Origin of the sequence: Streptomyces sp. NPDC000134 (assembly GCF_042899225.1) — a bacterium.
Classification (GTDB): domain Bacteria; phylum Actinomycetota; class Actinomycetes; order Streptomycetales; family Streptomycetaceae; genus Streptomyces.
In genome coordinates this window covers 64,750-88,562 of the sequence record NZ_JBIAZN010000013.1, presented here as the reverse complement: position 1 = coordinate 88,562, position 23,813 = coordinate 64,750, and the positions used below count along the sequence as shown (strand labels likewise).

Sequence of the window (23,813 nt, the reverse complement as noted above, 5' to 3'; positions counted from 1 at the left end):
AAAAGGCGTCGGGCCGCCCGGACGAGTCGTCCGGGCGGCCCGACGGTGCGTGGCTCAGGCCGGCGCCCCGGGAACCGCGGCTCAGGCCAGCGTGCGCATCCAGCCGTGGGTGTCCTCGGCGGTGCCGCGCTGGATGTCGAGCAGCGCGCGGCGCAGCCTCATGGTGACCTCGCCGGGCTCGCCGCCGCCCTGCTGCCACTCGCCGCCGGCCCGCTTGACGGTGCCGACCGGGGTGATCACGGCGGCGGTGCCGCAGGCGAAGACCTCGGTGAGGGTGCCGTTCTCCGCGTCGCGCTGCCACTGGTCGACCGAGATCCGGCCCTCCTCGGCCCGGTACCCGAGGTCACGGGCGACGGTGAGCAGGGAGTCGCGGGTGACGCCCTCCAGGATGGACCCGGTCAGCGCGGGCGTCACGATCCGGTCGCCGTACACGAAGCACAGGTTCATGCCGCCCAGCTCCTCCACCCAGGTGCGCTCGATCGCGTCGAGGTAACAGACCTGGTCGCAGCCCTTGGCGGCGGCCTCGGCCTGGGCCAGCAGCGACGCGGCGTAGTTGCCGCCGGTCTTGGCGTCGCCCATGCCGCCGGGGACGGCGCGGACCCGGTCCTCGGAGACCCAGATGGAGACCGGCTTCACCCCGCCGGGGAAGTAGGCGCCGGCCGGGGAGGCGATGACCAGGAAGAGGTATTCGTTGGCGGGCTTCACGCCGAGCCCCACCTCGCTGGCGAACATGAAGGGGCGCAGGTAGAGGGACTCCTCGCCGCCGTGCGCCGGGACCCATGCCTGGTCCTGCCGGACCAGCGCGTCGCACGCCTCCAGGAAGGTCTCCACCGGCAGCTCCGGCATCCCCAGCCGCCGGGCGGACGCCTGGAAGCGCTCGGCGTTCTTCTCCGGGCGGAAGGTGGCGACGGACCCGTCGGGGCGCCGGTACGCCTTCAGCCCCTCGAAGATCTCCTGCGCGTAGTGCAGGACCATGGTGGCCGGGTCGAGGGAGAGCGGGGCGTACGGGACGAGCTGGCCGTCGTGCCAGCCGCGGCCCTCGGTCCACCTGATCGTCACCATGTGGTCGGTGAAGTGGCGGCCGAACCCGGGATTGGCCAGGATCGCCTCCCGCTCGGCGGTGGCGAGCGGGAGGGCGGACGGCTTGAGCTCGATCGTGGGCGTCGTCATGAGTGGGTGTCCTTCACCGGTTGTAGTGACGGGCCGCGCTCACGCCAGTACTGCCAGTGGCCAGTGCCAGGACGTCCGAGCATTCCCTCGTCCCGCGGCTCCGCGTCCGATTATCGCAAGGGGAGCACGCGGAAGAAATCGGCGTGAATGCGGCTCAGTGGAAGATGGTCGCACCCGGCGGGGACATGCGGAAGCCGCCGGGTGTGGTGACCCGGCGGCTGCGCAGCGGAACCGACGGATCAGCCGGCTACGCGTACGGCGAGGGCGTCGCCGATCTCGGAGGTGGAGCGGGCGGGCCCGCCGACGCGCTCGGCGAGGTCGGCGGCGACCGCCTCCTCGATCCGGGTCGCCTCGGCCTCGTGGCCGAGGTGGCGCAGCAGCAGGGCGACGGAGAGCACGGTGGCGCTGGGGTCCGCCTTGCCCTGGCCGGCGATGTCGGGCGCGGAACCGTGCACCGGCTCGAACATCGAGGGGTACTCGCCGGACGGGTTGATGTTCCCGCTTGCGGCGACGCCGATGCCGCCGGAGACGGCCGCGGCGAGGTCGGTGATGATGTCGCCGAAGAGGTTGTCGGTGACGATGACGTCGAACCGCTCGGGCTGGGTGACCAGGTAGATGGTGGCCGCGTCGACGTGCATGTACTCGGTGGTGACCTCGGGGTACTCCTCGGCCACCTTGTTGAAGACGTCGGTCCACAGGTGGCCCGCGAAGGTCAGCACGTTGTTCTTGTGGATCAGCGCGAGCTTCTTGCGGGGGCGGGCCTGGGCGCGGGCGAAGGCGTCGCGGACCACGCGCTCGACACCGAAGGCGGTGTTGACGGAGACCTCGGTGGCGACCTCGTGCGGCGTGCCCTTGCGGATCGTGCCGCCGTTGCCGGTGTACGGGCCCTCGGTGCCCTCGCGGACCACGACGAAGTCGATGACCGGCTCGCCCTTCAGCGGCGTGGCCACGCCGGGCAGCAGCTTGCTGGGCCGCAGGTTGACGTGGTGGTCGAAGGCGAAGCGGAGCTTGAGCAGGAAGCCGCGCTCCAGGACGCCGGAGGGCACCGACGGGTCGCCGATGGCGCCGAGCAGGATGGCGTCGTGCCGCTTGAGGGCGTCGAGGTCGGCGTCGGTGAGGGTCTCACCGGTCGCGTGGTAGCGCCGGGCGCCGAAGTCGTACTCCTCGGTCTCCAGCTTCACATCCTGCGGGAGGACGGCGGAGAGGACCTTCAGGCCTTCGGCCACGACCTCCTGGCCGATGCCGTCGCCGGGAATGACTGCGAGATCGATGCTGCGAGACATGCCCGGCACCCTACTCCCCGTCCCATGGAATGACACACGCCGTCCGCCATGCGGACTGCACGTGCCTGTCGGCGGGTGCGCGTCCGGGCCGGGCCGCGCCCCGCGACGCGCGCCCGGCGCATCCGGACTGAGGCGGGTGCGCCGTGCGCGCCGGCGCTCGGCGGGGCGCGTCCGGCCGGGAGCGGTTGCGGCTCAGTGGCCGGTGGCGCCGCCGTTGTCCCGGCGGTCCAGGGCGCGCTGGAGGGCGGCGGCGGCGTTCTTGCGGTCGGCGTCGCTGGTACGGGAGAGGTGACGGACGCGGCGGCGGTCGGTCGTCTCGGCCATGGGGAATCGACTCCTTCGGCACACGGGAGCTCGGAAGCGGAATGCGAGACGCCGGAATGGGCGGGGAGCGACAGGCCGCAGGGGTCACCTGCGCGGGCCGGGCTCACCACGCCGTTCGCTGGATGCTGCGAGACGTTCGGCTCCTACAAAGCTAAGCCAGGAGCGCGCCCGTGTCTCCACAATTACTCGGACTTCCTACTATCTGAGACGGCGACCCCGGTCACACCCCTCCGACCTGCGAGAACCGGGAAAAGGCGGACGGGCCAGGTCGGGGGGAGACCTGGCCCGTCCGGTTCGGGGTGGGCGTCAGCCCATGTGCGGGTAGCCGTACTCGGTCGGCGGGACCAGCGTCTCCTTGATGGCGCGGGTCAGGGTCCAGCGCATCAGGTTCTGCGGGGCGCCGGCCTTGTCGTTGGTGCCGGAGGCCCGGCCGCCGCCGAAGGGCTGCTGGCCGACGACGGCACCGGTGGACTTGTCGTTGATGTAGAAGTTGCCGGCCGCGTAGCGCAGCTTCTCCATCGTGTACGCCGCCGCCGCGCGGTCGTTCGCGATGACCGACCCGGTGAGCGCGTAGTCCGACACGGACTCCATCTGGGTCAGCATCTCGTCGTACTTGTCGTCCTGGTAGACGTGCACGGCGAGGATCGGGCCGAAGTACTCGGTGGTGAAGACCTCGTTCTCCGGGTCGGTGCACTCGATGACGGTCGGGCGGACGAAGTAGCCGACCGAGTCGTCGTAGGAGCCGCCGGCCACGACCGTGCAGGCCGGGTCGGCCGCGGCGCGGTCGATGGCGGCCTTGTTCTTGGCGAAGGCGCGCTCGTCGATCACGGCGCCGATGAAGTTCGACAGGTCGGTGACGTCACCCATGGCGATGCCGTCGATCTCGGCCGCGAACTCCTCCTTGAAGCCGTCGTTCCAGATGGACGCCGGGATGTACGCGCGGGAGGTCGCCGAGCACTTCTGGCCCTGGTACTCGAAGGCACCGCGGGTCAGCGCCGTCTTGAGCACCGCGCGGTCGGCCGACGGGTGGGCGACCAGGAAGTCCTTGCCGCCGGTCTCGCCGACCAGGCGCGGGTAGGTGCGGTACTTCTCGATGTTGTTGCCGACCGTCTTCCACAGGTGCTGGAAGGTCTTGGTCGAGCCGGTGAAGTGGATGCCGGCCAGGTCGCGGTGGGTCAGGGCGACCTCGGAGACCTCCAGGCCGTCGCCGGTGACGAGGTTGATGACGCCCTTGGGCAGCCCCGCCTCCTCCAGCAGCTCCATCATCAGCACGGCGGCGTGGGTCTGGGTCGGGGACGGCTTCCAGACCACGACGTTGCCCATCAGGGCCGGGGCGGTGGGCAGGTTGGCGGCGATGGCCGTGAAGTTGAACGGCGTGATCGCGTAGACGAAGCCCTCCAGCGGACGGTGGTCCAGCCGGTTCCAGACGCCCGGGGCGTTGGCCGGGGGCTGCTCGGCGAGGATCTGCCGGGCGTAGGAGACGTTGAACCGCCAGAAGTCGACCAGCTCGCAGGGGGTGTCGATCTCGGCCTGCTGGGCGGTCTTGGACTGGCCGAGCATGGTGGAGGCGACCAGCGTCTCGCGCCAGGGGCCGGACAGCAGCTCGGCGGCGCGCAGGATGATCGCCGCGCGGTCGTCGAAGGACATCGCGCGCCAGGCGGGGGCCGCGGCGAGGGCGGCGTCGATGGCGTCCCGGGCGTCCTGCCGGGTGGCGTTGGCGTACGTGCCCAGGCGGGCCTTGTGGTTGTGCGGCTGCACGACGTCGAAGCGCTCACCGCCGCCCATCCGCTTCTCGCCGCCGATGGTGCAGGGCAGATCGACGGGGTTCTCGGCGAGGTGCCGGAGCTTCTCCTCCAGGCGCGTGCGCTCCGGGGAACCGGGGGCGTAGCCGTGCACCGGCTCGTTGACGGGGGTGGGGACCTGGGTCACAGCGTCCATGGGTTCCGTAACTCCTTGATGTGAGCGGTGTAGCGAGCGGGCGGCTCAGCCCTTGGTGACCATCGAGCGCGCGCTGTGCTGTCCCGGGGGACGACCCCCGGACCCCCGGCAGTAGCCGCGGCACAGCTCGGCCGGATCAGCCATGGCCGATCACACTCCGCGCGAAGAACCGGAGGTTGGCCGGCTTCTCCGCCAGACGGCGCATGAAGTAGCCGTACCAGTCGGTGCCGTAGGCGGTGTAGACGCGCATGCGGTGGCCCTCCGCGGCCAGCCGCAGGTGCTCCTCGCCGCGGATGCCGTACAGCATCTGGAACTCGTACTCGTCGAGCTTGCGTCCGGCGCGGTGGGCGAGGTCCTGGGCGATGCTGATCAGGCGCGGGTCGTGCGACCCGATCATCGGGTAGCCGTCGCCCTCCATCAGCGTCTTCAGGATGCGGACGTACGCCTTGTCGATCTCGTGCTTCTGCTGGTACGCGACTTCGGCGGGCTCCTTGTAGGCGCCCTTCACCAACCGTACTCGGCTGCCGGCGGCGGCGAGGCGGCGCGCGTCGGCCTCGGTGCGGAACAGGTACGCCTGGATCACGCAGCCGGTCCCCGGGAAGTCCTTCCGCAGTTCCTCGTGGATGGCGAACATCGAGTCGAGGGTGGTGTGGTCCTCGGCGTCCAGGGTGACCGTGGTGCCGATGGCGGCGGCGGCCTCGACGACCGGGCGGACGTTCTTCAGGGCCAGTTCGTGGCCGCCGTCCAGCGCCTGGCCGAACATCGACAGCTTCACGGACATCTCCGCCCGTGTGCCGAGGTCGAGGGGCCGCAGCCGGTCGATCAGCTCCAGGTAGGCGTCGCGGGCGGCCCCGGCCTGCTCGGGGGTGGTGATGTCCTCGCCGACGACGTCCATCGTCAGCTCCAGGCCCCGGTCGGTGAGATCGCGGACGATGGGGACGATCTCGTCGACGTTCTCACCGGGGATGAAGCGGTCCACGACCTGCTTGGTCACGGGAGCCGCCGAGACCAGACGTCGCATCCGGTCGCTGCGCGACGCGGCGAGAATCACGGGACCCAGCACGGGGCACCTCCACTTGCAAAAAACCAGGCTCTGCCACCGTGAAACCTAGGGACTGCTCCGATCCTCGGCCATCGACACCTGTCACGCATCCGTGCCGCGGATCTCAGACAGATGTATGAAGACCGGCGGACCGTGCGCGAGAATGTCCGGGTGACGTCGGATTTCAGGGGTGACTACCAGGAGCTGGTCGACGAGATCTCGGAGCTGCTGGGCGCCCCCGCGACCCTGGAGAACCGCGACTTCGAGCTGATCGCCTTCGGCGCGTACGACAGCGAGGGCGACCTCGATCCGTCGGCGCTGGACCCGGTCCGGGCCCGCTCGATCCTGACCCGGCGCTCCACACCGGCGGTCCGCGCCTGGTTCGAGGGCTTCGGCATCACCCGGGCGACCGGCCCGGTCCGCATCCCGCCCACCCCGGAGGCGGGCGTCCACCGGGGCCGGATCTGCCTGCCGGTACGGCACCGGGGGGTCGTCCTCGGCTATGTCTGGCTGCTCGACACCGACCCCGGCCCCACCGGGCGGCAGCTCGCGGCGGCCATGGACGTCAGCGGCAGGATCGGCGCCCTGCTGGCCGACGAGGCCCAGCACGGCGCCGACCTCAGCCGCGAGCTGCGGGCCGTGCTGACCGCCGGGGACACCTGGCAGCGGGACCTGGCCGTCAGCGAACTGCGCGGCGCCCTCGGCCCCCGCGCCGACGTCCCGCACACCCTGGTCTGCGTCGCCCCCTGGCCCTCCGCCGACCCCGACGACGCGCCGTCGGTCCGCGCGGTGCAGGGGGCGACGGCGCTGTGCACGGTGCCCTGGGGCCCCGCGGCCCACGCCCTGGCCCTGCTGATCCGCCTGCGCTCCACGGACACCCCGGCCCCCGCGCTCACGGCGGCGTCCCGGCTGCTGGAACGGGCGGCCGGCCTCACCGGCACGACGGGCGGCACCCCCGCGGCCGGGCCCACCCCCGCGGCCGGGCCGTCCACCACCGCGACCGGGCCGTCCACCACCGCGGCCGGGACCGCCGCCGGGATCGCCTCCGCGCGGACCGGGCTGGTGGAGCTGGGGGCGGCCTGGCGGGAGGCGTCCGCCGCGGCGCGGGCGGCGCTCGCGGAGACCCGGTTCGGCCCGGTGGCCCAGTGGGCGTCGATCGGCCCGTACCGGCTGCTGACCGCGCTGCCCCCGGAGGCCGCGGAGGCCGCGCACGACCCCGCCGTACGGTCCCTGCTCTCCCCCGCCCACCGCGACCTGGCCCGCACCGCCGAGGTCTACCTCGACCACGCCGGCCAGGCGGGCCGCACGGCGGCGGCCCTCGGTGTCCACCGCCAGACCCTGTACTACCGCCTCGCCCGCGTCGAACAGCTCACCGGCCTCGACCTGGACGACGGCGAGGACCGCCTCCTGCTCCACATGGCCCTCAAGGCGCACCGCCTGCGGCCCCGGCCCCCCGGATCACCCGCCGCAGCCCCTCGGTGAGCTGGGCCGCCTCCGGAGCCGTCTTCGCGTCGAAGGTCCACTGGGCCATCAGCCCCATCATCAGGGTCGTGTAGAAGACGCCGAGCGTGTCCACGGCCTCCTCGGTGACCTCCTCCTCGGGCATGCCCGTGAACATCGCGACGAAGCCGCGCGACCCCTCCCGCTGGGCGGCGGCCAAGTGGTCGCGGACCTCGGGCAGCCGGTCGCCCATGGCCACGATCTCCATGCTCAGCCGCCACATCGACCCCGGGTCCCGCATGGTGCCGATGATCCTCGACCACACCGAGGCGAACCGCTCCAGCGAACCGGGCTCGCCCTCGATCCCGCCGTCGAACGACTCGGACATGTTCTCCACCATGGCCACGTACGCCTGCGCGAGCAGCGCGTCCTTCGAACCGTAGTGGTAGCCGATGGACGCCAGGTTGGTCCCCGACTCCTTGACGATGTCGCGGGCCGTCGTACGCACGAACCCCTTGGCGAGCAGGCAGCGCTTGGCGCCTTCGAGCAGATCCTCACGGTGTCCCATGGGCTCAGCGTACCCGGGCCGTGTACGAGCGTCTTATACGTCCGTTCTATACATGCGTTCTAGACAGACGTATAAGACGGCCGTACAGTCCCTCGCATGACAACACACCCGCCCCGTGCCGGGCGCCGTGAGTGGACGGCGCTGGCCGTGCTGATGCTTCCGCTGCTGCTGGTCTCCATGGACGTCTCGGTCCTGTACTTCGCGATCCCGGCGATCGGCGCCGACCTGGAGCCGACCGGCACCCAGCAGTTGTGGATCTTCGACATCTACGGCTTCGTCCTGGCCGGACTGCTGATGACGATGGGCGCGCTCGGCGACCGGATCGGCCGCCGCAGGCTGCTGCTGTGCGGCGCCGCCGCCTTCGGCGCGGCCTCCCTGGCCGCCGCGTACGCGGACAGCGCCGGGACCCTCATCGCCGCCCGCGCGATGCTCGGCGTCGGCGGCGCGACCCTGATGCCCTCGACGATGGCCCTGGTCCGCACGGTGTTCACCGACCCCGCCCAGCGCGCACGGGCCATCGGCGTGTGGTCCGGCGTGATGACCGCGGGCATCGCGCTCGGCTCGGTGCTGAGCGGCGTCCTGGTGGAGTACTTCTGGTGGGGTTCGGTCTTCCTGGTCAACCTGCCCGCGATGGTCCTGCTGCTGGTCCTCGGCCCGGTGCTGCTGCCGGAGTCGAGAAGTCCGGCAACCGGCCGCTTCGACCTGCCGAGCGTGCCGCTGTCGATGGCGGCGGTCCTGCCCGTGGTCTACGGCCTGAAGGAGATCCCGTCGCAGGGCTGGCACGTCCGGTACGTGCTGGCGGTGACCGTCGGCCTGCTGTTCGCGGCGCTGTTCGCGCACCGCCAGCGCACCGCCGCCCACCCGCTGATCCCGCCGGCGCTGTTCCGCGGCCGCGGCTTCACCCCGGCCGTCGTCCTCAACCTGGTGTCGGCCTTCGGACTGATGGGCTCCACCTACTTCACCACCCAGTACCTCCAGTCCGTCCTGGACAAGAGCGCGCTGGAGGCCGCCCTGTGGGCGCTGCTGCCGTCGGTGCTGATCGGCTTCGCCGCCCCGCTCGCCATGCGACTGGTCCACCGGGGCGTGCCGCGGGCGCACGTGGTGGCGGGCGGCTTCGCGGTCGCGGCGGGCGGTTACGCGCTGCTGACCGGCGCCGGCACCGACTCGCTGTGGCTGGTGCTGGCCGCGTGCGGGGTGATGGCGGGCGGCATCGTCGCGGTGATGTCCCAGCTCACCGATCTGGCGCTGGGTGCGGCCCCGGTGGAGCGGGCGGGCGCGGCGTCCTCGCTGATGGAGACCGGCACCGAGTTCGGCGGCGCGCTGAGCATGGCGGTGCTGGGCTCGGTCGGTACGGCCGTCTACCACCGCACGATGCCGGTGTCGGCGCCGGACGCGGCCCGGGAGACGCTGGGCGGCGCGCTGGCCGTCGCCCGGGAACTGCCGGGGTCCGCGGGCCGCGCCCTGGCGGCGGCGGCACGGGAGGCGTTCACCGACGGGATGCGGGGCGCGGCGGTCGCGGGGGCACTGGTGCTGCTGGCGGCGGCGGTCCCGGCGGCCCGGACGCTGCGCGGCGCGCGGGTACGGGAAACCGCCGGACGGGCTGAGGAGTTCAGCCCGTCCGGCGGTTGAGGACGAGGCCCGTTCAGGGCCGAAGCGGGGGCCCGGGGACGGCAGCCCCCGGACCGACGGTCACCTAGGTGAGGTTGACCGAGCGCGCCGACGTCGCGCCGATCTCCGCCGCGACCTCGGCCAGCACCCCGGGGGCCACCGTGTCGTCGACGGTCAGGACCGCGAGGGCCTCGCCGCCCACCGTGGCCCGCGCGACCTGCATGCCGCCGATGTTGATGCCCGCCTCGCCGAGGATGCGGCCGACGGTGCCGACGACACCGGGACGGTCCTCGTAGCGCAGCACCACCATGTGGTCGGCGAGCGCGAGGTCGACGTCGTACTCGCCGACGGCGACGATCTTCTGGACGTGCTTGGGGCCGGCCAGCGTGCCGGAGACCGCGACCTCCTCGCCGTCGGTGAGGGTGCCGCGCACCGTCACCACGTTGCGGTGCTCGGTCGACTCCGAGCTGGTGGTCAGCCGCACCTCGACGCCGCGCTCCTGGGCGAACAGCGGGGCGTTGACGTACGACACCGTCTCGTCGACGACGTCCTCGAAGACGCCCTTGAGTGCGGACAGCTCCAGCACCTTCACGTCGTGCTGGGTGATCTCGCCGTAGACCTCGACGTCGAGGCGGACGGCGACCTCGCCGGCGAGCGCGGTGAAGATCCGGCCGAGGCGCTCGGCCAGCGGCAGGCCGGGGCGGACGTCCTCGGCGATGACCCCGCCCTGCACGTTGACCGCGTCCGGGACCAGCTCGCCGGCGAGCGCGAGCCGCACCGACCGGGCGACGGCGATGCCGGCCTTCTCCTGGGCCTCGTCGGTGGAGGCGCCGAGGTGCGGGGTGGCGACGACCTGGTCGAACTCGAACAGCGGCGAGTCCGTGCACGGCTCCTTGGCGTACACGTCCAGCCCGGCGCCCGCGACGCGGCCCTCCTTCAGCGCCGAGTACAGCGCCTCCTCGTCGACGATGCCGCCGCGTGCGGCGTTGACGATGCGGACACTCGGCTTGACCTTGCGCAGCGCCTCGTCGCCGATCAGACCGAGGGTCTCGGGGGTCTTGGGCAGGTGGACGGTGATGAAGTCGGAGACCTCCAGCAGCTCGTCCAGCGTCAGGACCTTGACGCCCATCTGCGCGGCCCGCGCGGGCTGCACGTAGGGGTCGTAGGCGACGACCTTCATGCCGAAGGCGGACATGCGCTGGGCGACGAGGGCGCCGATCCGGCCGAGGCCGACGACACCGAGGGTCTTCTCGGCCAGCTCGACACCGGTGTACTTGCTCCGCTTCCACTCGCCGTTCTTCAGCGCGGCGTTGGCCTGCGGGATGTTGCGGGCGGTGGCGAGGATCAGACCGCAGGCCAGCTCGGCGGCGGTCACGATGTTGGAGGTGGGGGCGTTGACGACCATCACGCCGGCCTTGGTGGCGGCGGAGACGTCCACGTTGTCCAGGCCGACGCCGGCTCGTGCGACGACCTTCAGTTTCCTGGCGGCGGCGATGGCCTCGGCGTCGACCTTGGTGGCCGAACGGACCAGAATCGCGTCCACGTCCGCGATGGCGGGCAGCAGTTCGGCACGGTCCGCTCCGTTGCAGTGGCGGATCTCGAAGTCCGGGCCGAGCGCGTCCACGGTCGCGGGCGACAGTTCTTCAGCGATGAGTACGACGGGTTTCGAGCTCACGTGAGTCCTCACAAGTCCCAATGCGGACGGCCGTCCCGACGGCCGCAGGCGGTGGAGGGTTGCCAGCCGCGTGAAAGACGCACGACGCTGTGGGCCTGACGCGATTGTTGTGCAGCAGTGTAGTGCGCCCAGGACGTCGTCTTACGCCGCTGCGGAAGGATCACCCGTCCGAGGCTGGACGGGATGGACAACGGATGGACGACGGGGCCGGAGCGATCCGCTCCGGCCCCGGCCGATGAGGCTTACGCCTCCTCGTCGACCCAGCTCATGAGCTTGCGCAGCTCCTTGCCGGTGGTCTCCAGCAGGTGCTCGGAGTCCTGCTTCTTGTACTCGTTGTACTTCTTCAGACCGCCGTGGTACTCGTCCATCCAGTTCTTGGCGAAGGCGCCGTCCTGGATCTCGGCGAGGACCTTCTTCATCTCGGCCTTGGTGGCGTCGGTGATGATCCGCGGGCCGGTGACGTAGTCGCCCCACTCGGCGGTCTCGGAGATCGACCAGCGCATCTTCTCCAGGCCGCCCTCGTACATGAGGTCCACGATCAGCTTCAGCTCGTGCAGGCACTCGAAGTAGGCGATCTCCGGCTGGTAGCCCGCCTCGACCAGGGTCTCGAAGCCCGCCTTCACCAGCGCCGAGGTGCCACCGCACAGCACGGCCTGCTCGCCGAACAGGTCGGTCTCGGTCTCCTCGGTGAACGTCGTCTTGATGACGCCGGCGCGGGTGCCGCCGATGCCCTTGGCGTACGACAGGGCCAGCGCGAAGGCGCTGCCGGAGGCGTCCTGCTCGACGGCGGCGATGCAGGGCACGCCGCGCCCCTCCTCGTACTGACGGCGCACCAGGTGGCCGGGGCCCTTCGGGGCGACCATGCAGACGTCCACGCCGGCCGGGGGCTTGATGAAGCCGTAACGGATGTTCAGGCCGTGGCCGAAGAACAGCGCGTCGCCGTCCTTCAGGTTGTCCTTGATGTGCTCCTCGTACACCTGGGCCTGGATCGGGTCCGGGACCAGGATCATGATGACGTCGGCCTCGGCGGCGGCCTCGGACGGGCTCACCACGCGCAGGCCCTGCTCCTCGGCCTTGGCCTTGGACTTGGAGCCCTCGTGCAGACCGACGCGCACGTCGACGCCGGAGTCGCGCAGCGACAGGGCGTGGGCGTGGCCCTGGCTGCCGTAACCGATGACCGCGACCTTGCGGCCCTGGATGATGGACAGGTCGGCGTCGGCGTCGTAGAACAGCTCGGCCACTTTGGGTTCTCTCCTTGTGTACGGGTGTCGCGTCCCACCGTATGCCGGTGGGGGGTAGGGAAGTCTCGGGGTCTCGGAATTCGGGCGGCCGGGCCTCACCGGCCGCCCGTCTCCGGCGTCAGGCGGACCGGTCCAGGGCGCGCAGCGAGCGGTCCGTGATCGAACGGGCGCCGCGTCCGATGGCGATCGTGCCGGACTGCACCAGCTCCTTGATGCCGTACGGTTCCAGCATCTTGAGCATGGCGGACAGCTTCTCGCCGGAACCGGTGGCCTCGATCGTCACGGCCTCCGGGGAGACGTCCACGGTCTTGGCGCGGAACAACTGGACGATCTCGACGATCTGGGAGCGCGTCTCGTTGTCGGCGCGCACCTTCACCAGGACCAGTTCGCGCTGGACGGCCTGGGCGGGCTCCAGTTCGACGATCTTCAGCACCTCGACCAGCTTGTTGAGCTGCTTGGTGACCTGCTCCAGCGGCAGTTCCTCCACGCCCACGACGATGGTGATGCGGGAGATGTCGGGGTGCTCGGTGACCCCGACGGCGAGCGAGTCGATGTTGAAGCCGCGGCGGGAGAAGAGGGCGGCGATCCGGGCCAGGATGCCCGGCTTGTTCTCCACCAGGACGGAGAGCGTGTGCTTGGACATGGTCTGCATTCCTTTACGGCTCTCAGTCGTCTGCGTTGTCGCCGAAGTCGGGGCGGACGTCCCGGGCGGCCATGATCTCGTCGTTGGAGGTGCCGGCGGCGACCATCGGCCACACCATCGCGTCCTCGTGGACGATGAAGTCCACCACGACCGGACGGTCGTTGATCGCGTTGGCCTCCTCGATGACCTTGTCCAGGTCGGCCGGGTCCTCGCAGCGGATGGCGTAGCAGCCCATGGCCTCCGCCAGCTTCACGAAGTCCGGGACGCGGGTGCCGCGGGCGGCCGGGTTGACGTCGTCCGGGCCGGAGTGCAGCACGGTGTTGGAGTAGCGCTGGTTGTAGAAGAGCGTCTGCCACTGGCGGACCATGCCGAGGGCGCCGTTGTTGATGATGGCGACCTTGATCGGGATGTTGTTCAGGGCGCAGGTGGTCAGTTCCTGATTGGTCATCTGGAAGCAGCCGTCGCCGTCGATCGCCCAGACGGTCCGCTCGGGCGCGCCGGCCTTGGCGCCCATGGCGGCCGGGACGGCGTACCCCATGGTTCCGGCACCGCCGGAGTTCAGCCAGGTGGCGGGCTTGTCGTACTCGATGAAGTGCGCGGCCCACATCTGGTGCTGGCCGACGCCCGCGGCGAAGATCGTGCCCTCCGGGGCGAGCCGGCCGATGCGCTCGATGACCTGCTGCGGCGCGAGCGAGCCGTCGGCCGGCTGGTCGTAGCCGAGCGGGTAGGTCTCGCGCCAGCGGCTCAGGTCCTTCCACCAGGCGGCGTAGTCGCCCCGGCCGCCCTCGCTGTGCTCCTTCTGCACGGCCTGGATCAGGTCGGCGATGACCTCGCGGGCGTCGCCCACGATCGGCACGTCGGCGGCCCGGTTCTTGCCGATCTCGGCCGGGTCGATGTCGGCGTGGACGATCTTGGCGTGCGGGGCGAAGCTGTCCAGCTTGCCGGTGACGCGGTCGTCGAAGCGGGCGCCGAGGGCGACGATCAGGTCGGCCTTCTGCAGCGCGGTGACGGCGGTGACCGAACCGTGCATGCCCGGCATCCCCACGTGCAGCGGGTGGCTGTCGGGGAACGCGCCGAGCGCCATCAGGGTGGTGGTGACGGGCGCTCCGGTCAGCTCGGCGAGGACCTTCAGCTCGGCGGTGGCCTGGGCCTTGAGGACGCCGCCGCCGACATAGAGGACGGGCCGCTTCGCGGCGGTGATCAGCTTGGCGGCCTCGCGGATCTGCTTGGCGTGCGGCTTGGTCACCGGGCGGTAGCCGGGCAGGTCCATGGCGGGCGGCCAGGAGAAGGTGGTCTTCGCCTGGAGGGCGTCCTTGGCGATGTCGACCAGGACCGGGCCGGGGCGGCCGGTGGAGGCGATGTGGAACGCCTGCGCGATCACCCGGGGGATGTCCTCGGCCTTGGTGACCAGGAAGTTGTGCTTGGTGATCGGCATGCTGATGCCGACGATGTCCGCTTCCTGGAAGGCGTCCGTGCCGATCGAGGAGGAGGCGACCTGGCCGGTGATGGCGACCATCGGCACCGAGTCCATGTGCGCGTCGGCGATCGGGGTGACCAGGTTGGTCGCGCCGGGTCCCGAGGTCGCCATGCAGACGCCGACCTTGCCGGTGGCCAGCGCGTATCCCTCGGCGGCGTGGCCCGCGCCCTGCTCGTGCCGGACCAGGACGTGCCGCACCCGGGTGGAGTCCATCATCGGGTCGTAGGCGGGCAGGATGGCACCGCCGGGAATGCCGAATACCGTGTCGGCCCCGACCTCCTCGAGAGAACGGATGAGGGACTGCGCGCCCGTGACGTGCTCGACGGTCGTGGAGTGCTGTCCTCCGGATCGGGGCCGCGGCTGCGGATGATGGGCCCCGGTGGCCTGGTCGGTCATCGGCATTCTCTTCTCGATGCTGAGGGTTTTAGCAAGATTTGTGCGGTCTGTGACCGCCGGTCGGCAGGTGCCTGTGCAACAAAAAACCCCTCGTGCCATAAGGCAAGCGAGGGGAGCGCGCCGGGTGTGGGTCGCTGGGATTCCGGGTCGGTCCGGACGTCACCAGCTTCAGCCGACGCGCTGTCCAAGTACGAGAATTCGGGTGCGCATGGAACTGACCCTCCCCCCGGCACGCACTCACTGTCAAGTGGGTGGGACGGGAGTCTCATCATGTGAACGTAAGGCCGTCCCGCCTCCGAAGACGACCGGCACCATGGCCGGATTCATCCCGGCCGCCAGGCCGTTGCCACCGACCGGGTACGCGCCCGCGCCGCCCGCGAAGGCGGGTTCGGCCGGGCCGTGCGGCACCGGGTAGCCGCCCGTCCCGAGCGCCCTGCGCAGCCGGTACTCGTCCAGCGGCCCGGAGAAGGCCATGCCCTGCCCGTGGGTGCAGCCCATGGCGCGCAGGGCGACGACCTGTTCGGGCAGGTCCACCCCGTCGGCCACGGACTGCAGTCCGAGGTCGCCGGCGATCCGCAGCAGCCCGCTGGTGATCTTGTGCAGCCGGGCGGACTCCACGACGCCCTCGACCAGGCCCCGGTCGAGCTTGACGATGTCGACGGGGAGCCGCCTGAGCGCCGCGACGGTCGCCTGGCCGCCGCCGAAGCCGTCGAGCGCGATGCGTACGCCGGCCCGCCGCAGCGCGGTCAGCCGGCGCTCCAGCTCGTCCAGGCCGATCCGGGGGTCGGTGTCGGCCAGCTCGATCACCAGGGAACCGGGCGGCAGTCCGTGCCGGGTCAGCAGGCCCTCCACGGTGCCCGGCGGCATCGAGCGGTCCAGCAGTCGCCGGGCGCCGACCCGGACCGCCACGGGCGCGGCGACCCCGGCCGCGGCCCGCTCGGCGGCCTGCTCGACCGCCTCCTGGAGGAGCCAGCGGTCCAGCTCGGCGGTCTTGTCGCTGTCCTCGGCGACCCGCAGGAACTCGGCGGGCGTGAACAGCACCCCCTGCGAGGAGCGCCAGCGGGCCTGGGCGCAGACCGACGCGATCCGCCCGTCGGCCAGGCAGACCACCGGCTGGTGCAGCAGCGTGAACTCGCCGTCGTGCAGCGCGGCGCGCAGACGCGTGGCCAGCTCCGCCTTGCGGACGACGTCCTGCTGCATCTGCGGCTTGTACAGCTCCACGCGGCCCTTGCCGCCGGCCTTGGCCCGGTACATGGCCAGGTCGGCGTTGCGCAGCAGTTCCCCCGCGCCGAGGCCGGGTTCGGCGAAGGCGACGCCGATGGAGGCGTTGACCCGGACGTCGTTGCCGTCGATGAGGTAGGGCTGGGACAGCGTCAGCCTGAGGCGGTCGGCCAGCTCCAGGATGTGCCGTTCCCGCGCGGAGCGGTCCCGGGTGCCGTCCCCGACGATGAGGGCCGCGAACTCGTCGCCGCCCAGCCGGGAGGCGGTGTCGCCCTGCCGGACCGCCTCGTGGAGTCTGCGGGCGGCCTGGACGAGCAGTTCGTCCCCGGCCTGGTGCCCGATCGTGTCGTTGACGGCCTTGAAGCCGTCGAGGTCGATGAAGAGGACGGCGGTGCCGCGCAGGGCGGCGCCCCGGTCGGAGGCGCGGCGGCCGGACAGGGCCTGCTGGACGCGCTTGGTGAACAGGGCGCGGTTGGGCAGGTCGGTGAGCGGGTCGTGCTCGGCGTTGTGCTGGAGCTGGGCCTGGAGGCGGACCCGTTCGGTCACGTCCCGGCTGTTGAAGATCAGCCCGCCGTGGTGGCGGTTGACGGTGGACTCGACGTTGAGCCAGCCGCCGTCGCCGGACCTGAAGCGGCACTCGATGCGCGTGGTGGGTTCCTCCACGGGGTTGGCGGCCAGGAACCGGCGGACCTCGTGCACCACGCAGCCGAGGTCCTCGGGGTGGATCAGCCCGGCCAGTTCGCAGCCGACGAGGTCCTCGGCGGGGCGGCCGTAGACCCCGGCGGCGGCCGGGGAGACGTACCGCAGCACGCCGTTGGGCGCGGCGATCATGATGACGTCGCTGGAGCCCTGCACCAGGGAGCGGAAGTGGTTCTCCTTCTGGGCCAGTTCCTGGGTGAGGGTGATGTTGTCGAGCAGCATGATGCCCTGGCGCACGACCAGGGCGAGCACGACGGTGCCGCAGGTCAGCAGGACGACGCGGTCCACGCTGTGCCCGTTGAGCACGTTGTACAGGATGCCCAGGGTGCAGACGGCGGCGGCGAGGTAGGGCGTGAGCGCGGCCAGCGACCCGGTGAGCGGCCGGGCGGTGAGGTAGCGGCTGTGCTCGCCGCCCGGCACCGGCACCGGGACTGAGGCCGGGACCGGGGCCGGGGCCGCCGCGGGGAAGCCGGTGCCGCGCTGTCCGGGCAGGTGCTCGCGCACCACGCGCGTGTGCCCGCCGTCGGTGCCCTCGTCCGCCTGCCGGCCGTGCCGCGACCCGGCCCAGGGGGCGTAGGCCAGCAGCAGCGAGCCGGCGAACCAGCCCGCGTCGAGCAACTGCCCGGAGCGGTAGTTGTGGTGGAGCAACGGCGAGGTGAACAGGGCGTCGCACATCACGGTCAGCGCGAGGGCGCCGATCGCGGTGTTGACCGCGGAGCGGTACACCGCCGAGCGCCGGAAGTGCAGCGCCAGCACGATGCTGACCAGGGCGATGTCGAGCAGCGGGTACGCCAGCGACAGCGCGGTGTGGGCCACGCTGGAGCCGTCGGCCTGGGCGGCCTGGGCCAGCGCCAGGCTCCAGGCCAGGGTGAGCAGCGAGCCCCCGATCAGCCAGGCGTCCAGCCCGAGGCAGACCCAGCCGGCCCTGGTGGCCGGCCGCTTGGCGAAGACCAGCAGGCCGACGATGGCCGGCGGCGCGAAGCACAGGAAGAACAGGTCCGCGTAGCTGGGGCTGGGCACCGGCTGCCGGAGGACGACCTCGTACCACCCCCACACCACGTTCCCCAGGGCCGCCATCGCGGAGGACAGGGCGAACAGCAGCCAGGCCGGCCGGAAGCGCACCAGGGGGCCGCGGGCGTAGAGGAAGCAGGAGACGGCGGCGGCGCCGGCCGCGGCGCCCAGCCCGAAGTCCCCCATGATCACGGCGAGGCGCTCGGAGCCCCAGCCGAACGCGGAGCCGATGGCGTAGACCGCGCAGACCAGGGCGAGCGCGAGCTGGCGGGCCAGACCGGCCCCGCCGGTGCCGGCCGAGGGTCGGGGCAGCAGCGGTCCGGGCGCCGGACGGGCGCGCAGCGCTCCGTCGAGCGCGGGCGCGGGAGGCGGTGGCGAGGTCACCGGAGCCTCCCGGTCCGCGCGGCACCCCGGTCCTGTGGGCTCAGGTGCGCCGGGTGGGCCGGTGTCCCGCGGCTGCCGGGCCGGCGCTGACAGTGGCCGTGGTGGCCGTGGTGGCCGTGCTGCGCCCGTCCGCGTGCGGCCGTGCGCCAGGACCGTCGACGGCGGCTCCGCCGCGTCGGATCGTTCGTCCATAGGCCGTGCATCGCCCGTCGCCCCCCTCACAGTCTCCATGTCCGTCCCCGGCGCCGAACGTGCGCGGCGCTGCCCCTGTCGGGGACCATACACCAGTCTCGTCACTCAGGGACATAGGTTCTCTACGCTCCGTAACGATCAGCGGTTGTACGGGTACCCACCGCGCCCGGAAGATTGCGGTGGGTGCCCGAAGCGGTCCACGCGGTGCTTGCGCCGGGTGCGCCGGGTGCGCCGGTCGCACCGGTCACGTACGGAATGCGCCCGAGGAGCCGGTTGTCCGGATCAGGTTCCGGCGCCCGTCGTAAGGACTACGTTCCGCAGGGGCTCGCGGTTCACGAACCGGGTCAACTGGTCCACCAGCAGCCTCTCCGCACGCGGCCGGAAAGCCGAGGACGGCCCGCCGACGTGCGGGCTGATCAGCACGCCCGGCGCCTGCCACAGGGGGTGGCCGGCGGGCAGCGGCTCCGGGTCGGTGACGTCGAGCGCGGCGGTGAGCCGGCCGCTCTCCAGCTCGGCGAGGAGCGCCTTGGTGTCGACGACCGGGCCGCGGGCGATGTTGACCAGCAGGGCGCCGTCCTTCATCCGGGCCAGGAAGCCGGCGTTCACCAGGTGGCGGGTGGTCTCGGTGAGCGGCGTGGCCAGGATGACGACGTCCGCGTCCGGGAGCAGCGCGGGCAGCTCGGTGAGCGGATGCACCGGGCCGCGCGCCGTGGTGCGCGCGGAGCGCGCGACGCGCGTCACCCGCGCGACTTCGAACGCGGTGAGCCGGTCCTCGACGGCGGAGCCGATCGCGCCGTACCCGACGATCAGGACGGACCGGTCGGCGAGCGCCGGGTGGAAGCCGCCCTGCCAGCGCTGCTCCTGCTGGGCCCGGACGAAACCCGGGATGCCGCGCAGCGAGGCGAGGGTCAGGGCGAGCGCGAGTTCGGCGGTGCCGGTCTCGTGCACCCCGCGAGCGTTGCACAGGTGCACACCCGGACCCAGCGCGGAGACCGGCTCCACGACGTCGTCGACACCGGCGGTCAGCGTCTGGACCACCCGCACCCCGCTCAGGCGCTCCAGCGGCCGGACCCGCACGGGCAGGGGCGTCATGTACGGCACGACGTAGAAGACGCAGTCCGCGGGGTCGCCGGGGAACTCCTGGCGTCCGTCCTCGCCTCCGTCCCAGAACAGGTACCGGGGGCCCTCGGGGAGTCCGTCGATCTCGTCCGGCGGTATGGGCAGCCACACGTCAGCAGTCATGGTCAGGAGGCTATGTCAGGCGGCGGAACCGCAGAGGTTAGGTTGGGGTGGCCTAACGAGGGAGGGTCACGACCAGGTGGAGCGCAGGACGATCGGCGCGTCGGCACTCGCGGTGGGGGCGGTCGGGCTGGGGTGCATGCCGATGAGCTGGGCGTACAGCGCGTCGCGGCAGCGGGGCGACGAGTCGCTCAGGACCGTGCACCGGGCGCTGGACCTGGGCTCGTCCCTGCTGGACACCGCCGACATGTACGGCCCGTTCACCAACGAGCTGCTGCTCGGGCGGGTGTTGCGGGAGCGGCGGTCCGACGCCCTGGTGTCGACGAAGGTCGGCCTGCTCGTCGGCGACCAGCACATCGTGGCCAACGGCCGCCCGGGGTACGTCAGACGGGCCTGCGACGCCTCGCTGCGCCGCCTGCAGACCGACGTCATCGACCTCTACCAGTTGCACCGCGCCGACCCGGAGGTGCCCATCGAGGAGACCTGGGGCGCGATGGCGGAACTCGTCCGGGCCGGGAAGGTGCGGGCGTTGGGGCTGTGCGCGGTCGGTGCCCGGTCGGCGCGGCGCGGCGGGGCCGGGCTGCACGACGCGACGGTGCGGCAGTTGGAGCGGGTGCAGCAGGTGTTCCCGGTGAGCGCGGTGCAGGCCGAGCTGTCGGTGTGGTCGCCGGAGGCGCTGGAGACGCTGCTGCCGTGGTGCGCGGCGCGCGGCGTCGGGTTCCTCGCCGCGATGCCGCTGGGCAACGGATTCCTCACCGGCACGCTGACGCCCGGCGAGGGCTTCGAACCGGACGACCTGCGTGCCCGGCACCCCCGCTTCACGGCCGAGATGATGGCCGCCAACCAGCCGATCGTGGTGGGGCTGCGCCGGGTCGCGGCCCGGCACGGGGAGGCGGTCACGCCCGCGCAGGTGGCGCTGGCCTGGGTGCTGGCCCAGGGCCGCCAGGTGATCCCGGTGCCGGGCGCCAAGCGGGAACGCTGGGTGGTGGAGAACGCCGCCGCGACCGCGCTGCGGCTGACCCCGGAGGATCTGGCGGAGGTGGGGGCGCTGCCGTCGGCGGTGGGCTCGTGGGAGTAGCGGGGTTCGGGACGGCGCGATCGGGAACCTGGCGGGCGCGAGCGGTGTAAGACAGGTAGAACCCGCCGCGTCGAAGGGACCATGATCGTGCAACGTCGAGCAGTGGCGGCCGTGTGCGCCGCTACCGCGCTTCTGCTGACGTCCGGCTGCTCCTCCGGTGACGGAGACGGAGCGTCCGCCGGGGCGGGGAGCGCCGCCCCCTGGGACCTCGCGTCCCCGCGGTCCTCGCCCGCGCAGCGGCCCACGGAGGAGGCCGCGCCCGCGAAGGGCTCGGTGACGGTGGGCCGTACCGTCGCCACCGGCCTGGACAGTCCCTGGGGCCTCGCCGCGCTGCCCGGCGGCGACCTGCTGGTCTCCTCCCGGGACGAGGGCACCCTCACCCGCGTCGACGGGAAGACCGGCGAGAAGACCGAGGCGGGCGAGGTGCCGGGCGTCTCCCCGGCCGGCGAGGGCGGGCTGCTGGGCATCGCGCTCTCCCCCGACCACGCCGCCGACCGCATGGTCTACGCGTACTTCACCTCCGCCTCGGACAACCGCGTCGTGCGGATGCTGTACGACCCGCGCAAGCCGCCGGGCGAGCAGTTGGGCGCCCCGGACACCGTCTTCAAGGGCATACCCAAGGGCTTCGTGCACAACGGCGGGCGGATCGCCTTCGGCCCGGACCGGATGCTGTACGTGGGCACGGGCGAGAGCGGCCGGACCGGTCTGTCCCAGGACCGGGACTCCCTGGGCGGCAAGATCCTGCGGCTGACCCCGGAGGGCGAGCCCGCCCCGGGCAACCCGTTCCCGGACTCCCCCGTCTACTCCAACGGCCACCGCAATGTGCAGGGCCTGGCCTGGGACGCCGAGCAGCGGCTGTTCGCCTCGGAGTTCGGCCAGGACACCTGGGACGAGCTGAACGCGATCAGGCCGGGTGACGACTACGGCTGGCCCGAGGCCGAGGGCCGGTCGGACGACGACGCCTTCCACGACCCGATAGCCCAGTGGCACACCGACGACGCCTCCCCCAGCGGGATCGCCTACGCCGAGGGCTCGCTGTGGATGGCGGGGCTGCGCGGCGAGAAGCTGTGGCGGGTCCCGCTGAAGGGCACCCGGGCCGCGGCCGACCCGCAGCCCTTCCTGGAGGGCGAGTACGGCCGGCTGCGCACGGTGGTCGCGGCCGGCGGCGGCAAGCTGTGGCTGGTCACCAGCAACACCGACGGCCGGGGCGACCCGAAGAAGGGGGACGACCGCGTCCTGGAGCTGACGGTGAAGTAACCGGCCCCCTCAGCGCTCGGTCTCCTCGTCGGCGGCCCCGGCGTGCCCGGCCTCTGTCTCCCGCTGCTGCGGCAGCCGTACGACGACCTTTCCGGAGGTGAGGTCTATCGGGCCGTGTCCGGGGTCGCCGTCGCCGACGTCCTCCCGGGTCAGCTCCAGCCGGTTCTGCTCGTCACGGGTGTGCTTGCGCCCGGGTGCGAAAAGCTCCTCGAAGGCGTTGAACACGGGACCTCCCTCGGCCGGTGTCCCTTCAGCGTAAGCCTCAGGCCGATGATTCGGAGGTGACGGCCGGGACGGCCGGGAACAGGCCGAGCCGGTGGGCCACCGCCGCCGCCTCGCCGCGGCCGGAGACATTGAGCTTGGCCAGGATGTTGGACACATGGACGCTGGCCGTCTTCGGGGAGATGAAGAGTTCCTCGGCTATCTGGCGGTTGGTGCGGCCGTCGGCGACCAGGCGCAGCACATCGCGTTCCCGGCCGGTGAGACCGAGGTCGCCGGCCGGGTCGGCGGGGGCGGTGAGCGGCTCGGCGGCGCGGCCGAGCGGGAGCCGGGCGCGCTGGGCGAGCAGGCTGACGGCGTCGGCGAGCGGGCGGGCGCCGAGGTGGTCGGCCACGGCGTGGGCGAGGCTCAGCAGTTCCCGGGCGCGGTCGCGGTCGGCCGCGTCGCCGGTGGCGAGCAGGGCCTCGGCGAGCCGGCGCCGTACCCGGGCCAGTTCGTAGGGGCGTTCCAGGGCCTCGAACGCGGTGACCGCCTCCGACCAGGGCCCGGGGGCGTCGTGGCCCTCGGCGCGGCGGAGTTCGGCGCGGACCCACTTGTCGTGTGCGAGCCAGACGGGGATGGCGGTGGTGAGGGACCTGGCGGCCGTGCGCAGGCGCCGGAGGATCTCGGCGCGGCCCTCCTCGGCGGCGGGCAGGTGCCGGGCGTCGGCCTCGGCCTCGGCGGCGGTCGCCAGCAGGGGCCAGGCGTAGCGCTGGGTGCCGGGCGGGAAACCGGCGTCCAGGGCGCGCAGCAGTCCGGCGCGGGCGTCGGCCAGCCGGCCCTCGGCGGCGGCCAGGCCGATGGTGAGGAGGGCCAGAGGGAGGGTGTTCTGCGGCATGGGGTCGTGGGTGCCGTACGCGGTGCGGGCCTCGGTGAGGAGCTGGGCGGCCTCGGCGGTGGCGCCGCGGGCCAGGGCGATCACGGCGCACTTGAGGCCGGCGCCGCCGAGCATCGCACGCGCCCCGGGGCCGACGGCACCGGATTTCCCGGGCACCGGAGCCAGTGCTCCGACGGCCTGGGCACCGGCGTGGCCCAGGAAAGACCCGGACCCGGGACCCGGGGCCGGGACGGCGGCCTCACCGGCGGTCCCCCGAGCCACCGTCGGTGAGACGGCCTGGACACCGGCCTGGGTGCCTCCCTGGGCACGGGCGTGGCCGGGGGCGTGACCCGGCGCGTGGCCCAGGGAGTCGCCCGGGGCCGGGGCGGTGGCCTCACCGGCGGTCCCCCGAGCCACCGTCGGTGAGGGCACCGCCCCCGCCTTCCCCCGGGCCATCCCCGGAGCGGCCACCGCTCCGGCACCCCCCGGGCCCCCCTCCGGCGTCACGCCGCGCGGGGCGAGCGGTGGCGGCGGCGGGCGCCGGTGGTATGGCTTTCCGGTTCGTCGGGGTGCCGGACCGCTGCCCGGCGCGCGGCGCGGCGGGCCCGGAGGGCCTCGCGGGCCAGCTTCTCGTGCTCGGCGCGGCGGATCAGCTCGGCGGAACGGAACCGCAGCAGGTCGTACGTGGCGTACATGGCATGTCCTCGGTGGGAGTCGGGTCGTCCTCGCTGGTCGCGATGGTTCAACCTTCGTCTCCGAGGGGGGCCCGCCACATCGGGCAAGTTCCGCATCTTCGGCGGCGCGCGGGGGCCTTAGACACGCCGGAGGGGTCTTAGGCCGGCCCGCGTCGCC

General features: G+C 72.5%; 18 protein-coding genes and 1 pseudogene. 4 read left to right on the top strand and 15 right to left on the bottom strand.

Annotated features, from left to right (window positions below):
- Window positions 1-81 precede the first annotated feature (81 nt).
- The 5 genes from ACFY32_RS20775 to ACFY32_RS20755 all read right to left on the bottom strand — a co-directional run bounded on the left by ACFY32_RS20775 (window position 82) and on the right by ACFY32_RS20755 (window position 5,778).
- Window positions 82-1,170 (bottom strand): branched-chain amino acid aminotransferase, encoded by a 1,089-nt coding sequence (locus tag ACFY32_RS20775; RefSeq protein ID WP_390674927.1) that lies wholly within the window; start codon window positions 1,168-1,170, stop codon window positions 82-84.
- Window positions 1,171-1,409: 239 nt separating this feature from the next.
- Complete coding sequence (locus tag ACFY32_RS20770; protein ID WP_390674926.1) at window positions 1,410-2,453, bottom strand: 3-isopropylmalate dehydrogenase; 1,044 nt, start codon at window positions 2,451-2,453, stop codon at window positions 1,410-1,412.
- A 192-nt stretch (window positions 2,454-2,645) separates the two neighbouring features.
- Window positions 2,646-2,777: a hypothetical protein gene (locus tag ACFY32_RS20765; protein WP_359193679.1), complete on the bottom strand. Its 132-nt coding sequence runs from the start codon at window positions 2,775-2,777 to the stop codon at window positions 2,646-2,648.
- A gap of 306 nt (window positions 2,778-3,083) precedes the next feature.
- A complete protein-coding gene (gene pruA, locus ACFY32_RS20760; protein WP_390674925.1) occupies window positions 3,084-4,715 on the bottom strand; it encodes an L-glutamate gamma-semialdehyde dehydrogenase in 1,632 nt (543 codons plus the stop codon).
- Between the two features lie 136 nt (window positions 4,716-4,851).
- Entirely contained in the window at window positions 4,852-5,778 is a 927-nt protein-coding gene (locus ACFY32_RS20755) for a proline dehydrogenase family protein (RefSeq protein WP_359193684.1), read from the bottom strand.
- Between the two features lie 132 nt (window positions 5,779-5,910).
- On the opposite strand from ACFY32_RS20755, the gene ACFY32_RS20750 reads away from it, so the two are divergent.
- On the top strand, window positions 5,911-7,239 hold the full coding sequence (locus ACFY32_RS20750) for a PucR family transcriptional regulator (protein WP_390674924.1): 1,329 nt from the start codon (window positions 5,911-5,913) through the stop codon (window positions 7,237-7,239).
- Here ACFY32_RS20750 and ACFY32_RS20745 read toward each other — a convergent pair.
- The gene (locus ACFY32_RS20745) at window positions 7,181-7,765 is read right to left on the bottom strand and encodes a TetR/AcrR family transcriptional regulator (protein ID WP_359193690.1); all 585 of its coding nucleotides are present in this window, start codon (window positions 7,763-7,765) and stop codon (window positions 7,181-7,183) included. The two genes, ACFY32_RS20750 and ACFY32_RS20745, sit on opposite strands and share 59 nt — an antisense overlap.
- 96 nt (window positions 7,766-7,861) lie before the next feature.
- Between ACFY32_RS20745 and ACFY32_RS20740 the strand changes: the two genes are divergently transcribed.
- A complete protein-coding gene (locus tag ACFY32_RS20740; RefSeq protein ID WP_390674923.1) occupies window positions 7,862-9,394 on the top strand; it encodes an MFS transporter in 1,533 nt (510 codons plus the stop codon).
- Between the two features lie 64 nt (window positions 9,395-9,458).
- Here the strand turns inward: ACFY32_RS20740 and serA are convergent, their stop codons facing one another.
- The 6 genes from serA to ACFY32_RS20710 all read right to left on the bottom strand — a co-directional run bounded on the left by serA (window position 9,459) and on the right by ACFY32_RS20710 (window position 19,554).
- On the bottom strand, window positions 9,459-11,048 hold the full coding sequence (gene serA / locus ACFY32_RS20735; protein WP_359193695.1) for a phosphoglycerate dehydrogenase: 1,590 nt from the start codon (window positions 11,046-11,048) through the stop codon (window positions 9,459-9,461).
- A 242-nt stretch (window positions 11,049-11,290) separates the two neighbouring features.
- Window positions 11,291-12,289, bottom strand: coding sequence for a ketol-acid reductoisomerase (gene ilvC / locus ACFY32_RS20730; protein ID WP_390674922.1), 999 nt, complete (start codon window positions 12,287-12,289; stop codon window positions 11,291-11,293).
- Between the two features lie 118 nt (window positions 12,290-12,407).
- The gene (gene ilvN, locus ACFY32_RS20725; RefSeq protein WP_190206985.1) at window positions 12,408-12,932 is read right to left on the bottom strand and encodes an acetolactate synthase small subunit; all 525 of its coding nucleotides are present in this window, start codon (window positions 12,930-12,932) and stop codon (window positions 12,408-12,410) included.
- A gap of 22 nt (window positions 12,933-12,954) precedes the next feature.
- The gene (locus tag ACFY32_RS20720) at window positions 12,955-14,805 is read right to left on the bottom strand and encodes an acetolactate synthase large subunit (RefSeq protein ID WP_359193702.1); all 1,851 of its coding nucleotides are present in this window, start codon (window positions 14,803-14,805) and stop codon (window positions 12,955-12,957) included.
- Between the two features lie 243 nt (window positions 14,806-15,048).
- The gene (locus ACFY32_RS20715; RefSeq protein WP_359193704.1) at window positions 15,049-18,120 is read right to left on the bottom strand and encodes an EAL domain-containing protein; all 3,072 of its coding nucleotides are present in this window, start codon (window positions 18,118-18,120) and stop codon (window positions 15,049-15,051) included.
- A 474-nt stretch (window positions 18,121-18,594) separates the two neighbouring features.
- On the bottom strand, window positions 18,595-19,554 hold the full coding sequence (locus ACFY32_RS20710) for a 2-hydroxyacid dehydrogenase (protein ID WP_359193707.1): 960 nt from the start codon (window positions 19,552-19,554) through the stop codon (window positions 18,595-18,597).
- A gap of 76 nt (window positions 19,555-19,630) precedes the next feature.
- Here ACFY32_RS20710 and ACFY32_RS20705 point away from each other — a divergent pair, with 76 nt between their 5' ends.
- Together ACFY32_RS20705 and ACFY32_RS20700 are read left to right on the top strand one after the other, a co-directional pair.
- Window positions 19,631-20,629, top strand: a complete 999-nt coding sequence (locus ACFY32_RS20705) for an aldo/keto reductase (protein WP_359193709.1) — start codon at window positions 19,631-19,633, stop codon at window positions 20,627-20,629.
- An 81-nt stretch (window positions 20,630-20,710) separates the two neighbouring features.
- Window positions 20,711-21,886: a PQQ-dependent sugar dehydrogenase gene (locus ACFY32_RS20700; protein WP_390674921.1), complete on the top strand. Its 1,176-nt coding sequence runs from the start codon at window positions 20,711-20,713 to the stop codon at window positions 21,884-21,886.
- Between the two features lie 9 nt (window positions 21,887-21,895).
- Here ACFY32_RS20700 and ACFY32_RS20695 read toward each other — a convergent pair whose 3' ends face one another.
- The 3 genes and pseudogenes from ACFY32_RS20695 to ACFY32_RS20685 all read right to left on the bottom strand — a co-directional run bounded on the left by ACFY32_RS20695 (window position 21,896) and on the right by ACFY32_RS20685 (window position 23,656).
- Window positions 21,896-22,111 (bottom strand): DUF6191 domain-containing protein, encoded by a 216-nt coding sequence (locus ACFY32_RS20695; RefSeq protein ID WP_359193714.1) that lies wholly within the window; start codon window positions 22,109-22,111, stop codon window positions 21,896-21,898.
- Between the two features lie 37 nt (window positions 22,112-22,148).
- A pseudogene (locus ACFY32_RS20690) lies at window positions 22,149-23,069 on the bottom strand (LuxR C-terminal-related transcriptional regulator); the annotation flags it as partial.
- A gap of 395 nt (window positions 23,070-23,464) precedes the next feature.
- A complete protein-coding gene (locus ACFY32_RS20685; protein ID WP_390674920.1) occupies window positions 23,465-23,656 on the bottom strand; it encodes a hypothetical protein in 192 nt (63 codons plus the stop codon).
- Between the last annotated feature and the right edge of the window lie 157 nt (window positions 23,657-23,813).

What these genes read in the sequence shown, in the direction of transcription:
- ACFY32_RS20765 (WP_359193679.1), bottom strand. Translation starts at nt 2,777, where the DNA reads ATGGCCGAGACGACCGACCGCCGCCGCGTCCGTCACCTCTCCCGTACC.
- ACFY32_RS20770 (WP_390674926.1), bottom strand. Translation starts at nt 2,453, where the DNA reads ATGTCTCGCAGCATCGATCTCGCAGTCATTCCCGGCGACGGCATCGGC.
- ACFY32_RS20775 (WP_390674927.1), bottom strand. Translation starts at nt 1,170, where the DNA reads ATGACGACGCCCACGATCGAGCTCAAGCCGTCCGCCCTCCCGCTCGCC.
- ACFY32_RS20685 (WP_390674920.1), bottom strand. Translation starts at nt 23,656, where the DNA reads ATGTACGCCACGTACGACCTGCTGCGGTTCCGTTCCGCCGAGCTGATC.
- ACFY32_RS20720 (WP_359193702.1), bottom strand. Translation starts at nt 14,805, where the DNA reads ATGACCGACCAGGCCACCGGGGCCCATCATCCGCAGCCGCGGCCCCGA.
- ACFY32_RS20710 (WP_359193707.1), bottom strand. Translation starts at nt 19,554, where the DNA reads ATGACTGCTGACGTGTGGCTGCCCATACCGCCGGACGAGATCGACGGA.
- pruA (WP_390674925.1), bottom strand. Translation starts at nt 4,715, where the DNA reads ATGGACGCTGTGACCCAGGTCCCCACCCCCGTCAACGAGCCGGTGCAC.
- ACFY32_RS20740 (WP_390674923.1), top strand. Translation starts at nt 7,862, where the DNA reads ATGACAACACACCCGCCCCGTGCCGGGCGCCGTGAGTGGACGGCGCTG.
- ACFY32_RS20700 (WP_390674921.1), top strand. Translation starts at nt 20,711, where the DNA reads ATGATCGTGCAACGTCGAGCAGTGGCGGCCGTGTGCGCCGCTACCGCG.
- ACFY32_RS20745 (WP_359193690.1), bottom strand. Translation starts at nt 7,765, where the DNA reads ATGGGACACCGTGAGGATCTGCTCGAAGGCGCCAAGCGCTGCCTGCTC.
- ilvN (WP_190206985.1), bottom strand. Translation starts at nt 12,932, where the DNA reads ATGTCCAAGCACACGCTCTCCGTCCTGGTGGAGAACAAGCCGGGCATC.